The organism is Bacillus sp. es.036 (assembly GCF_002563635.1).
Taxonomy (GTDB): Bacteria; Bacillota; Bacilli; order Bacillales; family Guptibacillaceae; genus Guptibacillus.
In genome coordinates, this window is record NZ_PDIZ01000001.1 from 2748635 (window position 1) to 2761572 (window position 12938).

Here is a 12938-nt window from a genome sequence, read left to right on the forward strand (position 1 = left end):
GGAGAATCCTGTAGTATACTTCTAGTAATTGATTTAAAGGAATGGTGCTTATGACAACTCATACGTTTACGGTTGGTGAAGAACGTGCAAATTATATCACCCATGGAATCGGAGCAATTATTAGTCTTGCTGCTCTCGTCATATTAATTGTCTTTGCATCTCTTTACGGAACAGCATGGCATATTGTCAGCTTTACGCTTTTTGGCGCAACGATGCTACTGCTTTATACAGCTTCTACCCTTGTGCATAGCTTTCCCGCAGGAAAAGCAAAAGACTTTTTTGAAATACTTGATCACTCTTCCATCTATTTTTTTATCGCAGGAACGTACACCCCCTTTTTATTTATAGTCATTGAGGGCTGGCTTGGCTGGACATTGTTTGGAATTGTATGGGGCCTCGCGATTATTGGAACAGTTTTCAAAGCTTATTTTGTCAAAAAGTTTCTCTTTATCTCAACGATTCTTTACGTTTTAATGGGCTGGCTCATCGTTCTTGCCTGGAATCCACTTACCCAGAACCTGCACCCAAATGGAATGATGCTACTAGTGATTGGGGGAATCCTCTATACAATAGGTGCTGTGTTCTATGTATGGAGAGCTTTTAAATACCATCATGCTGTTTGGCATTTATTTGTTGTAGGTGGAACGCTCGCTCACTTTTTCTGTGTTCTGTTATACGTTTTACCATTGTAAAGCTATTCCTCTGCACGAATCGTGCAGAGGTTTTTTTATTTTAAATCGAGGCGAAAACTTTTTATCAACACCATTCGTCATAGCAGTAGAATAATGTTAAAAGGATGAACGTTTGTGATTGAAGTATCTCATCTTACAAAACAATTTAAGAAAAAGAAAGTTCTCCATGATCTCAATTTATCTGTTGAGGGTGGTATGGTTGGACTAGTAGGCCCTAACGGTGCTGGAAAAACGACGTTTATGAGAATGCTGGCTGCTGTATCGAAACCTTCTTCTGGAGATATCATCGTTAATGGGTATTCTATTCAAAAAGAAGCTTCAAGCGTTCGCAAAGAAATTGGCTACCTCCCTCAGCACTTTCAGCTTTATCCGCAGCTTACTGCATCAGAGTTTCTCGATTATACCGGACAGCTTAAGCAAGATCGGGACTATGATCATGAAATGGAAAAGAACCGCTTGCTTGATGCTCTTAACTTAAGAAGTCAACAAAATCAGAAAATCAAGACGTACTCGAATGGGATGAAACAGCGCCTTGGTATTGCACAGGCCCTCTACGGGGAACCTTCGCTTATGATCTTTGATGAACCTTCTGCAGGATTAGACCCTGAAGAACGCTTACGCTTTCGAAACATCATGGCAGATGTTTCAAGTAGAAGGACGGTCATTTTATCCACACACATCGTAGAAGATATTGAATCAAGCTGTGACACGTTAATCGTTTTAAATAAAGGCGAGATTTTATTTATCGGAACGCCTTTTGATCTACAATGCAAAGGAAACGGACTTGTTTGGGAATTTGATCTTGAAGATGATGACTGGAATCAACTTGCTGGACTGCAAATGACGCTAACAAAAAGAAAGGCCAACGGATTACATTGTCGTGCCATTTCACCTGTAGCTCCGTTTGACTTCGCAGAAGCCGTCAATCCCACACTTGAAGAGGGCTACATGGCTTTGATTGGGCGTGATGGTACATGAGAAAATGGCTCGTTCAATTTAAACTTGAATTATCGTTTTTGTTTAAAAGCTGGATTTTTACGCCTCTTCCGTTTGTTTACTTGATTTGGTTACTTTTTAGCATGAATACCAATCAGGATGGCATTCATGGGAATCTCTATCGAACGACCTATGAAACCACCCACTCGCTTATTTTCATTCTTGTTACCGGCTTATGTATTCTTATCGGAGTTTATCTCATACGTCGTGATGTTGGAAATGAATCTTTTGAATGGCATCAATCCTTCCCTGTGTCTAATTTCATTTTCATATCGGCTAAATTTGGTTCGGCTCTTCTCTATATGACGATCTTTACGATTCTCATGACGACTACTTACTTTATATTTGCTACAAATGAGAACATTGCTATACCAGAAACGCTGACGATTTTACGGTTCTTTTTCGTTCAATATGAAGTAACCTTCTTTATTAGCTTATCTCTTGGCATGCTTTTATCTGTGTTAATAAAAAATCGATTTGTCTATTTAATTGCGTTCTGTGCCTGGATGTTTGGAACGCTTTTCATGGAAATTTTCATTATTAATCAAGGAGAACTTTTCTATCTAAAAGCGTTTCACCTCACCTACTTATTTGTTGATTCAGTACTAATTAACGGGACGTGGGGCATTCAATTGATGAAAGAAGAAATAGCATTGCAGCGTCTTTTTGTTACGACAGTAGCCGGCTTTCTTCTTGTCCTCATTATCTTTATTCTTAATATTCGTAGACCTCACCAATACGACAAACTTTGGAGAGGTATGCTGATTCTAAGTGCTGGAATCGTTATTGTTTCTTACCTTCCATACGCTTCTTTATGGAGTGAACGAATGAGGGAATTTAGCGAGATAAAAGAACAATCACCTTTTATTACAAGTGGCGAAGACGGTGAACATCGCTACATGACATTTCCGCCGCTTCCTCACCCAGATGGACTTTTGGATGGCGAAGGTGAGCTCTATCAACCAGAACGCTTTAACATTGAAAAGTACGACATTTCGATCGATCAACAAAAAGAGAATTCTCTTTCAATTGAAGCCAGCCTCACGCTTCCGGAAGATGAATTTTCAACGAACGAGGTGATTAAATTCACACTGAATCAAACATTTACTGTAAAAGATGTGATAATCGATCATCAGACGGTTCCGTTTACAAGAGAAAATGATTTTATAACGATTTCATTACCTGATCATACTCACTCACCCGTTATTCAGTTGAACTATGAGGGAACTTATGAACTCTGGGCATCTAATTACGGGCAAGAATACTATCCAGGATACGTTGGTGGAGATCAGATGATCATGCCTTCTCAATCAGCATGGTACCCGTTGCCTGGCCATCAATATCTTTACGATATGAATGGCCAGTCTCAGACGAATGTAGAACTAGACAATCGAGCGCTCTTTAACGTTACGGTGAACATGACTTCACCCATATATGGAACAATTGAAGAACATCAGTTAGCGAACGGCTCGTATCAACTTAAAGGAAAAACTTCCAAGCTCGACCTCTATTCAGGGGATCTTGTAGAAGTTCCATCGGATTATTTTCCATTTACGATTGTCACAAATAGCTATAATCAGTCACGCGCTCAATCGTTCATGTCCGAATTAGACAAACGACTTCTTTATACCGATCGATACCTTACGAAAGAGATTGAACCAATGAGTCATCTCTTTCTATTACCTGTCGAAAATATTCGCTGGGCAAATTATATGAGACAACAGGGGTTTATTGACCAAAATTATCTTCTAAGTGAGTCGTCCTTCTATCAACTAGATGAGGCATACTTACTGAAGCTGTTTCTTCAAATTAACCTTTTGCATGACAGTACAGAAATATATGGATACGACGAAGGGGAGTTAGTGACTAGCGCCATTCTAAGTGCTTACGCTTACCTCTATGAAATAGAAAATGGAAATGAAGAAAAAGCCTCCGCTACTAGAGGATTAGTTATTACACTTAATGACGACATTCCAATTGAGAACTATAGTGAAGAAGAGATTAAAGCAAATCGAATTTTCACTATGATTAAAACGGCAGTAGAATCTGGAAAAGAAAAGCAAGTAAAAGAGGTACTAAACCGGATTTATAGCGAAGAATGGATTGATCCGGGATTCCCTTCCGATTTCTCTTTATTCCGTGAACCATCGACACTTCTCTCCTTTGAAGATTGGCAGCGAATATGGGACGAAGTGATGCAAGAAAGTCAGAAACGAAAGGAGAAGGTTTCATGACAGATGAAGAATTAGTACTGGCAATGGCTCGTGGAAATCAAGCTGCTTTTGAAGCTTTCGTTCATCGCTACCACGCACCGCTTCTTGGCTACCTTGAGCGAATGTTGCGCGATCGAAAAAAGGCAGAAGATGTCGTCCAGGATACTTTTCTAAAATTAATCAAACAGCTGAAATCAAATAAAATTCCTGAAAAAATAAAGCCGTGGCTCTATCAAGTCGCCACAAACCAATGCAGAGACTACTGGAAAAGCGCAGGGTTTAGATCGGAAAAACAAATCCTCGACTTTATACCTGATCAGCCTGATAAAGAGCCATCAGTCGTTGAGTTATTTGAGCGTCAGGAATCACGAGTAGAATTTCTTAAAAAGCTTGATACCTTATCAGAAACACAAAGAGAAATTGTTTATTTACGTTTTTATCAGGAGTTAAAATATCAAGAGATAGCAGAAACATTAGAACTGCCGCTTGGCACGGTAAAATCAAACTTATTTCATGCCTTAAAGAAACTAAAAGCATCTTTAGCTCGAAAGGAGGAAGTTAACCATGCAAAACATTGATCTTGAGTTAGAAAAGCTAGAAGAAGATTTAGAGCAGCCTCTCAAGTCCTATCTGGCTACGTCACCCCGTTCAGAGGATACGCAGAAACTTCTTTTGTCCTTACAGGATTCTTTTGACGAACTAAAACCGTCTCAGGTCGAATTTCAATTCGATCAAGATGCGGAACCAGCAAAGCCTTCACTCGCAAAACAATGTCTCAATCAATTAAGCTCTTATCACTGGGCTTACTGGTTAATAAGCTTTCTCATTTTTGCCATGCTAACGGTTATCTCTTCTGGCAGTATGGAATCAGATAGTTTATTCCCGATTGTTGTACCAATTTATTTACTATTTGGCGTTCTTTATAGTTACAAAACGTGGAATAAGGAAATGCGCATGGTCGAATCGATTACCCCATTCCCACCAGCTCTCTTATTATTAAGCAAATTACTTGTGGTTCTCGTAGTAAACATCGGCCTTTCGCTGTTATCCACGCTTTATATTGTCTCAGATAATACGATGATTAATCCCAGTACTTTTCTGTTGCATTGGTTTGCACCGCTTCTCTTCTTAACGGGCTTGCTTGCTTTCGTAATGTTTCATAAAGGTGTCATCGCAGGATTTATCGCAGCGCTGTTCGGATGGGTTTTGACATTCCTTGTTTTACCTTATACGGTGTTCGCACTTTCGGGTGAGGCGTTTCAACAGAACTTCTTATTTGTTGTCTCTTACCTCGTTATTCTAGGTCTAGGTGTAGGTATGCTTTTCTTATCATATCGGAAAAGTTTACGCCTTTCCTACTTATGAGGTGGTGTGAATGATCAAAGTAAAGAACGTCAAACATGACCGAAAACACTTTTCTCTTTCCATTCCAGAATTAGCTTTGGGTAAAGGCATTACTATTTTAGTTGGCAAGAACGGGGCTGGTAAATCAACGTTACTTCAACTAATTGCAACCGCCTTAAAGCCTCACAGAGGTACCATTCAATACGGTGGGAAAACCATTGATGACGCCCTCCCCTTCATTCGTAAAAATATCGGATTTCTTCCAACCGGTATTGAACTATATGAAGAAATGAGAGTAAAACGATTTCTGCGCTACATGAGTGAATTAAAAGGTGTTGTGAATGAAGATGCTGTTGCACGATCGCTTGTTGGCCTGCACCTTCAAGACGTGAAACGTGCCAAAATCAAAACCCTCTCACAGGGGATGAAACAAAGAGTTGGAATTGCCCAGGCAATTCTGGACTGTCCGCCTATCTTGCTACTTGATGAACCATTAAACTACCTGGATAGTCGTGAACGAAAAAACGTCGTCTCGCTTTTAACAAGATATGCACAATCAAGACTTGTCCTCATTGCCACACATGAGTTAAATGAATGGGAAGATATGGCGGACGAGGTGATCTGGCTTCAAGAAGGAAAAGTTCTTTTTAAAGGACCAATCAACCTGTGGAAAACACATCTACCTTTACGTGTGTATAAAGGTCAAATTCCTCTCTCTAAAATCAAAGATCTTGACCAAGAACGAATCATTCATATGAAGCGAGGACATGATCATTATTTGATTAAATATATCGATGTAACAAAACCATTTGAGCATTTTAAAGAAGCCGAAGTTACGATCGAAGATGCTTACTTTATACGAAAGAAATCTAGAGATCAAGGAACCATCCCTCCTCATCATCTGATATTCTAAAAAAGTAGCCCTTATTTATCAGGGGCTACTTTTTTTAGCAGGTGCTTTCCTCTCTATAGCGAACTAATGGTTAACCGAGTAAAGAAGGTGATTTCCTTGCAAAAGCAATCTCTAGGTATGATCTATGAATTTATTCTCGCCCTTCTTCTTATCTATTCACTCGTCGTTGATTTGCCAGATCCTGAAGGGGCGGCACTCGATTTCTTTATTTGGATCCTATTTTTGATTGATTACGCGACACGGCTTTTCTTAAGCGAAAACAAGTGGACTTTCATTAAACAGCATCCGCTTGATTTAATTGCCATTATCCCTCTCGATCAGTTGTTTCGAACTGCAAGATTTGTTCGATTCATACGCGTTATTCGTTTAGTGGCCCTTATCAATCACCGCACTTCTATGTTTGAACTATTTTTCACAAAATACAAGATTGATCGCGCCTTTGTCTATGTGATTTCGCTTCTATTTATTTCTGCTCTTTCAATGAAATGGATCGAACCGGAGTTTGAAACCTATGGGGATGCACTCTGGTGGGCAGTTGTCACAACGACGACTGTCGGCTATGGTGACTTATATCCTGAAACAACGGTCGGAAAAATTGTGGCAGGCGTTTTAATGATTGTCGGCATCGGGACGATTGGGGTGATTACAGGGACGGTTGCAGCGATGTTTTCAAATAATAACCGAAATAACCTACCGTCTGAATTAGAAGATATAAGAAGAAAGATTAACAGCTATCCAAACATTAACCAGCTCGACTACAAGCATATGATCGAAAAACTTGAAGAAATCCAAAAAAGAGAAGCGAGAAAGGATACTGATGAACAGAGGGAAACGAAACATCAAACATCTTAATACGCTTAACCAAATAAAATTCCCCTAAAAGGCGTTTGAAAGAACAAACGCCTTTTAAGGGAATGAGCCAAAAATATTCCGTTCAAATCAACTTACTCGCTACTATAGTTTCTTACTTTCTTGAAGAAGTTTCGATTCTCCCGTCCGTTCCCATTCTTCCACGACTTCGTACGCTTTCTCAGGTGAATAGCCCTTTCCAACTAGCACTCCCATTAAGATGAATTCTTGCAAAATGTGCGTCGCATTTATACCTCTTTTCACATCTTCTAGGCCTTCATTTACGAGGTATTCCGTATACTCCACCCACTCATCTGGCGTTTTACCAAACACCTTTTCAGCTCGATTATTCTCAGCTTCTTCCGCTGCTATCGCATCTGCTTTGGTTTCATGAACGGTTCCAAACGGATGATTTGGAGGCGCATAAATGGAGTAAAGCTTTATTGGAACATCACCGGTATTGGTGAGATTATGCCAGGTTCCAGCGGGTATAAAAACTGCAAAGTCATCGTAAACCTCTCTCTGATAATTCAAAGCATCTTTTCGTTTCCCCATTTGAACTTTTCCCTGACCCTGTTCAATCCGCAAAAACTGATCTAAATTAGGATGATTCTCGAGGCCGATGTCTTCCCCAACGTCAATACTCATTAAAGTTAACTGTAAGTAGTCTCCCGTCCACAAAGCAGTTCGAAACGTATCGTTTTGTAATGTAGCCGCATTTATATTTGCTACAAAAGGGTTCGGTCCATAATCTTTGAATTCTCTACTCCCCTTACTACCTTGTGATCCAAAAGAATTAGCATTTGTGTCCATTATTTTCAATCCCTTCACAAATCATAAAATATCCTATGCATTTGTGCTGGGTGTGTACGTCAAAAAAATTTTAAAGTTCATTTTTCTCCTACTATAAAAAGGCAATCGCACTGTTACTATTCCGTGCGATTGCCAATAACAAGAACGCTTTTTTTACCGCTACTCTTATTTAACCACTTTTTCCGATTTTACTTCAGTTTGACTCCATGCTGTTGTATAAACATTGAAGAGCGATTCCAACTGATTGACCAAATCGAGGGCAAGGAGCCCATTTCCCTCAGCTTGCTTCGAACATCCAATCGGAACGGTCCTCTTTATCAACTGTGAATAAATTTCTGCTTCACTGAGCGTTCGCTTAAATTCCTTTTCTGCCACGTTCATTAGAAGAGCAAGTGCACCAGATACGTGCGGAGCAGCCATAGACGTACCAGAAAGTACGGCATAATCTCCACCTGGATAGGTCGATAGAATATCAACTCCTGGTGCAATTAAATCAATTTCGTTATTCGTATTCGAAAACGGCGCAAGCGTACGTTGGAAAGAAGCTGCTCCTACTTCAATAACCTCATTATACGCGCCTGGATAAGCGTATTCTGACGTATCTTCTCTACCGTCACCTTCATTTCCAGCAGCGCACACAACCGAAATGTTTTGACTCACCGCATCTTTAATTGCTTCGTAAAGTTCAGGGACATTAGATGGTCCACCGAGTGACATCGACATGACATTTACCCGCTCACCATCTGGTCCCCGCCAATCGATCGCATAGCGGATACCATTTATGATCGATTGATAAGAACCGCTCCCCGCTTCGTTCAGTACTTTTACAATTAATAACTTCGAATCTGGCGCCACACCTTGAACACCTTTTTCTCCGTTTGTCGCTGCAATTGTTCCGGCTACATGCGTGCCGTGCCCATTATTATCTTCGTAACGATCTGCATCTCCACCGAAATCTTGCGTGAAATTCTTACCACCGATGATGCGGGATTGTAGATCAGGATGATCCATTTGACAACCGGTGTCAATAACGGCAATGATTCTTCCCTTTCCTTTTCCTGATTCCTCCCATATGGCTGGAGCTTGGACCATTTCCACTCCGTCGGGCAGGATTCCAGCTTCTTGAACGATCGCCTTTACTTCGAATGGGATTAGTCTAACTTCGCTCATGTACAACGCCCCTCTCTTTTACCTGAATTATCTGATAAAACCTCGAGGTTTGTCTAGTTCCATATGGTCTATTTTCCCATTTTTATTTTATAGAGAAATCGTTCTTTCGTACTAGAGAAGTCTTGCCGCTATTTCTGCAAGCTTACTTCGCTCTGTACTCGTTAAATGAATAATGCCAACTTCATCCTCTTGCTTTAACCGCTCAACCGCATAAGTTAAGCCATTGTTTACAGAATCAAGGTAAGGATGATCAATTTGTTCAGGATCACCAATTAGAACGATTTTTGTCCCTTCTCCAACACGTGTTAGAATCGTTTTCACTTCATGTGGTGATAAGTTTTGTACTTCATCAATAATCACAAATTGATTTGGAATGCTTCTCCCTCTTATGTATGTTAATGCTTCAACCTTTAGAGTCCTCAGTCCTGATAAAATATGATTTAATTCCTCTTCGTTTTTTGCATCGAATAAAAATTCCAAATTGTCATAGATTGGCTGAATCCACGGCCTAAGCTTTTCTTCTTTTTCACCTGGTAAAAAGCCAATATCATTGCCAACTGGTACGACAGGCTTTGAGACTAGGAGCTTTTGGTAATGTTGTTCATCCTCTGTCTGGCTAAGTCCAGCAGCAAGGGCAAGCAAGGTTTTCCCCGTACCAGCTTTTCCTGTCGCACAGACGAGCGATACATTTTTGTCCATCAATAGCTCCATGAGCATGCGCTGCTGGACATTTTTTGGCAGCACTCCCCAAATATGTTCACTTTCTCGATTCAGTCCTTGTATCACTAATTTCTGATTGTGAATCACCACTCTTCCAATTCCAGAATGGTTGCTGCCAAACAGATCTTTTAAAAGGATAAAGTCTTGACTGTAAACTTCTTCGGTCGAATACTCTCGCAAAATCTCTATCGAAAGTTCCCCGCTCTTGTAAAGAGAGTCAATCACTTCTGGAGGCACAAGGATTTCATGGTATCCTCGATGAAGTCTCTCTACATGATCAATGAGTCGATCATTCTCATATAGTTCTGGAAAAAATGCAGGTAAATCAAGTGATTTCTTTAGCGCATCTGCTTTTGCAATCATTAACGTATCATTTGAAACGAGGACGACATCGCCTATTGAATCCGTGCTTAAATTAATCGCTACTGCAATAATGCGGTTATCGTTTGATTCTTCACTAAATTCATTTCGTAATTTGTCAAAAGAGCGATGATTCAACTCAATTCGAAATGTTCCTCCGGAGTCAAGCGGAATCGGTTCATCGAGCTTTCCTTTGTTTGTGTCTCGCAGTTTCTTATACATTCTGCTAAATTCTCGCGCATTTCGACCTACCTCATTCATTAATCGCTTCTTAGAATCGATTTCTTCAATGACAATTGCTGGGACGACAACATGGTTGTCTCCAAACTGAAAGAGTGAATGGGCATCATGCAAAAGAATATTGGTGTCTAGAACAAAGGTTTTCAACAACAGAACAGCTCCTTTTAACGAGAGTATAAGAAGGCGAAGGGATGTCCCTTCACCTTGAGCTATTCCCGATTTTTTCTTTCGGATCCTTCCTTTTTACACAAACACAATCTGATTTACAGTTTCTTCATAATTTGTGGTTTTCTATTCTCGCACATATTGTTTATAAGTCGTATATTCACGAAAACCAGATTTACGGAGAATGGGTTCCGACGTTCCAAGTCTTGCCTGCGTCACCGCTAGCTCACATCCTCTTTTTCTCGCTTCAATTAGACGATCTGCTAACAAACTACGATAGATGCCTTTCCCTCTATTTTCAGGTAGAACACCCGCTCCGTTTAAATAGAGTACCTTCCCATCCTTGCTATAGCGATAATTCGAATAACCTACGGGCTTATTGTTATCGAGGGCAATCGTGTATCCGCCTCTTCGATCAGGGAATTGAAGGTAAGATGCTCGCTCAGTAACGGCAGCCTGAATCGCTTCATCATCATATCCCCAGATCTTCGCTGCTACTTCAACATGCGCTTGCACGTCTTCTTCCGTATTCACTTCTCTAAACGTAAATTCCGATATAGGGGCTTCTTCTGTTAGCTTCTTCGCTAAACCTCTATATGTATCGTAATACTGAAAGCCTAATGTGAGAAGTTGCTTTTCAAGTTCACTAGAATCCGAGCTTGATCGCACCCACCACGACAATGGACTTCCTTCAAAATAAGCGATGACATCTTTTACTTCGTGGATGGTTCGATGATATCGAACAACCTTATTCGCATAGACGCTAGTTGATTTTTCATTTTTTATCATCACAAGGTCATCATTTTGAATATAGTGAATAGATTCAGGTACAAGAGCTTCTTCGTAATCCCATTGAATGGCTTCAATTGCACGTATGGTTTGTTCTTCATCCATTGCATATCATCTCTTTTCTCCATTACTCACCTTGATTGATTACAAAGCCGTTCCCTCGCATCTTTTATCAATAATCTGTCACATCTGATTGTGATTAAAACGCGTAGCACCCGGACATACTGGGAATAAAAAATGTTAAGGAGGGTGTGCTGATGGAAACCAATCAGCTTAGAAAAGCATTAGAGCAGCGAAGAAACTACTACATCTCAAAGCTTATTGAGGCAGGAGCCTATTCCACCGCTGATCACCATCTCTATCACTGTACACTAACGGATCTTGAAAAAGAGTACAAACAACTATCCAACTATTAAAATGTTAGATCAACATGAGATTCGATGAGAATCTCTTTTTTATTTGATTGTAGACGTATAAAACAGCTATAGACTGGTAAAAATAGAGCCATAGCATTAAAACTAGCAAAATAAGAAAGGATGAAACATGATGAATAAAGCGGAACTTTTATCGACTGTTGCGGAACGTGCAGCGATGTCAAAGAAAGATACTGCCAGAGTGGTAGACACCTTAATGGATACGATTGCCGAAGCACTTGCTAAAGGTGAAAAGGTGCAGCTTGTTGGATTTGGTAACTTTGAAGTGAGAGAACGCTCTGCTCGTAAAGGTCGCAATCCACAGACTGGCGAAGAAATTCAAATTCAAGCATCTAAGACACCTGCGTTTAAACCAGGAAAAGCATTAAAAGAAAAAGTTGTTTAACATTCAGAAGAGCTGGATCCATTTGGTTCCGGCTTTTTAATTGAGGAGAAATCGATGGAATTTATGCAGATAATCAAATACACGGTTACCTTCGTTACGATCATTATGCTGATCGTTTTTTACTACCGGATGGCTAAAAAGTAAAAGCGCGCTAATTGAGCGCGCTTAGCTGTTTGCTTAATTTATGATACCAGCTCTCATTAAGTTCTTTCGCAAGTAGCGCCTTCTCAAGTCCTTCGCGATCGGTTCGATCCTTATACGTAACGCGGTTAATCAATGAAACCGTCACATCATGGTCAGGTCGATGTTCAAGTATAATGTCATCCTGAACAGTGACGTGCCCCTCTTCTAATACTCTTAGATAATACCCACTGTACCCATTTTCCATCACAAATAAATGCATATTCTCAACTTCAAACTTTTTTGCGAGCTTAAAGCAAGGCTGTCTTGGTAAACTTACTTGAGCTTTTATACCACCGATTTGATAAATATCTCCAATCCGTGCTTCTTTCTCATCTAGCCCTGACACTGTGAAGTTCTCACCAAATGCGCCTGCCTTTAATTCACATCCAAGTTTCTTTTCCCAATACTCATAATGTTCAACGGGATAAACACAAATCGCTTTCTCTGATCCACCATGATGGACGAGATCTGCCTGGCCATCGCCTTCTATCTGAATATTTGAAACATATACAGATTCACGAACAGGCTGTTTGTAGATACCAGTAGAAATCGGCTTTCCTTTATAAGTCGCTTCAACGGGTTTACCAACATTTACGCTAATTAATTTCCCCATCTAATCCCTCCTTCCCTAAGTTTAGCATAAGAAAGGGCCTTCCCTTGCAACGCAAAAAA

The 12938-nt window shown here is 40.2% G+C and carries 13 protein-coding genes and 1 pseudogene; 9 read left to right on the top strand and 5 right to left on the bottom strand.

Annotated features, from left to right (window positions below):
- The first annotated feature begins 41 nt into the window (after positions 1 to 41).
- The 7 genes from trhA (at position 42) to ATG70_RS14015 (ending at position 7010) form a co-directional block, all read left to right on the top strand.
- Positions 42 to 692: a PAQR family membrane homeostasis protein TrhA gene (gene trhA, locus ATG70_RS13985; RefSeq protein ID WP_098444891.1), complete on the top strand. Its 651-nt coding sequence runs from the start codon at positions 42 to 44 to the stop codon at positions 690 to 692.
- Between the two features lie 114 nt (positions 693 to 806).
- Entirely contained in the window at positions 807 to 1670 is an 864-nt protein-coding gene (locus ATG70_RS13990; protein WP_098444892.1) for an ATP-binding cassette domain-containing protein, read from the top strand.
- Entirely contained in the window at positions 1667 to 3922 is a 2256-nt protein-coding gene (locus ATG70_RS13995; RefSeq protein WP_098444893.1) for an ABC transporter permease, read from the top strand. Before ATG70_RS13990 ends, ATG70_RS13995 begins: the two co-directional genes overlap by 4 nt.
- Positions 3919 to 4479, top strand: a complete 561-nt coding sequence (locus tag ATG70_RS14000) for an RNA polymerase sigma factor (protein WP_098444894.1) — start codon at positions 3919 to 3921, stop codon at positions 4477 to 4479. The genes ATG70_RS13995 and ATG70_RS14000 overlap by 4 nt, the downstream gene beginning before the upstream one ends.
- On the top strand, positions 4466 to 5266 hold the full coding sequence (locus ATG70_RS14005) for a hypothetical protein (protein ID WP_098444895.1): 801 nt from the start codon (positions 4466 to 4468) through the stop codon (positions 5264 to 5266). Before ATG70_RS14000 ends, ATG70_RS14005 begins: the two co-directional genes overlap by 14 nt.
- Positions 5267 to 5276: 10 nt before the next feature.
- Complete coding sequence (locus tag ATG70_RS14010) at positions 5277 to 6158, top strand: ATP-binding cassette domain-containing protein (protein ID WP_098444896.1); 882 nt, start codon at positions 5277 to 5279, stop codon at positions 6156 to 6158.
- 96 nt (positions 6159 to 6254) lie between these two features.
- Complete coding sequence (locus tag ATG70_RS14015) at positions 6255 to 7010, top strand: potassium channel family protein (RefSeq protein ID WP_179886278.1); 756 nt, start codon at positions 6255 to 6257, stop codon at positions 7008 to 7010.
- Positions 7011 to 7364: 354 nt separating this feature from the next.
- Here ATG70_RS14015 and ATG70_RS22815 read toward each other — a convergent pair.
- The 4 genes and pseudogenes from ATG70_RS22815 to ATG70_RS14035 all read right to left on the bottom strand — a co-directional run.
- A pseudogene (locus ATG70_RS22815) lies at positions 7365 to 7820 on the bottom strand (cupin domain-containing protein); the annotation flags it as partial.
- A gap of 165 nt (positions 7821 to 7985) precedes the next feature.
- Positions 7986 to 8990 carry a S8 family peptidase gene (locus ATG70_RS14025; protein ID WP_098444899.1) on the bottom strand — a complete coding sequence of 335 codons (1005 nt, stop codon included), beginning with the start codon at positions 8988 to 8990 and terminating at the stop codon, positions 7986 to 7988.
- A 111-nt stretch (positions 8991 to 9101) separates the two neighbouring features.
- Positions 9102 to 10463: a PhoH family protein gene (locus tag ATG70_RS14030; protein WP_142329582.1), complete on the bottom strand. Its 1362-nt coding sequence runs from the start codon at positions 10461 to 10463 to the stop codon at positions 9102 to 9104.
- 138 nt (positions 10464 to 10601) lie between these two features.
- Entirely contained in the window at positions 10602 to 11369 is a 768-nt protein-coding gene (locus ATG70_RS14035; protein WP_098444901.1) for a GNAT family N-acetyltransferase, read from the bottom strand.
- Between the two features lie 152 nt (positions 11370 to 11521).
- On the opposite strand from ATG70_RS14035, the gene ATG70_RS14040 reads away from it, so the two are divergent.
- Positions 11522 to 11680, top strand: a complete 159-nt coding sequence (locus ATG70_RS14040; protein ID WP_098444902.1) for a Fur-regulated basic protein FbpA — start codon at positions 11522 to 11524, stop codon at positions 11678 to 11680.
- A gap of 130 nt (positions 11681 to 11810) precedes the next feature.
- Entirely contained in the window at positions 11811 to 12083 is a 273-nt protein-coding gene (locus tag ATG70_RS14045; RefSeq protein WP_098444903.1) for an HU family DNA-binding protein, read from the top strand.
- Between the two features lie 151 nt (positions 12084 to 12234).
- Here ATG70_RS14045 and ATG70_RS14050 read toward each other — a convergent pair whose 3' ends face one another.
- Entirely contained in the window at positions 12235 to 12879 is a 645-nt protein-coding gene (locus ATG70_RS14050) for an MOSC domain-containing protein (protein ID WP_098444904.1), read from the bottom strand.
- Between the last annotated feature and the right edge of the window lie 59 nt (positions 12880 to 12938).

What these genes read in the sequence shown, in the direction of transcription:
- ATG70_RS13995 (WP_098444893.1), top strand. Translation starts at nt 1,667, where the DNA reads ATGAGAAAATGGCTCGTTCAATTTAAACTTGAATTATCGTTTTTGTTT.
- trhA (WP_098444891.1), top strand. Translation starts at nt 42, where the DNA reads ATGGTGCTTATGACAACTCATACGTTTACGGTTGGTGAAGAACGTGCA.
- ATG70_RS14045 (WP_098444903.1), top strand. Translation starts at nt 11,811, where the DNA reads ATGAATAAAGCGGAACTTTTATCGACTGTTGCGGAACGTGCAGCGATG.
- ATG70_RS14010 (WP_098444896.1), top strand. Translation starts at nt 5,277, where the DNA reads ATGATCAAAGTAAAGAACGTCAAACATGACCGAAAACACTTTTCTCTT.
- ATG70_RS14050 (WP_098444904.1), bottom strand. Translation starts at nt 12,879, where the DNA reads ATGGGGAAATTAATTAGCGTAAATGTTGGTAAACCCGTTGAAGCGACT.
- ATG70_RS14035 (WP_098444901.1), bottom strand. Translation starts at nt 11,369, where the DNA reads ATGGATGAAGAACAAACCATACGTGCAATTGAAGCCATTCAATGGGAT.
- ATG70_RS14005 (WP_098444895.1), top strand. Translation starts at nt 4,466, where the DNA reads ATGCAAAACATTGATCTTGAGTTAGAAAAGCTAGAAGAAGATTTAGAG.
- ATG70_RS14000 (WP_098444894.1), top strand. Translation starts at nt 3,919, where the DNA reads ATGACAGATGAAGAATTAGTACTGGCAATGGCTCGTGGAAATCAAGCT.
- ATG70_RS14040 (WP_098444902.1), top strand. Translation starts at nt 11,522, where the DNA reads ATGGAAACCAATCAGCTTAGAAAAGCATTAGAGCAGCGAAGAAACTAC.
- ATG70_RS14025 (WP_098444899.1), bottom strand. Translation starts at nt 8,990, where the DNA reads ATGAGCGAAGTTAGACTAATCCCATTCGAAGTAAAGGCGATCGTTCAA.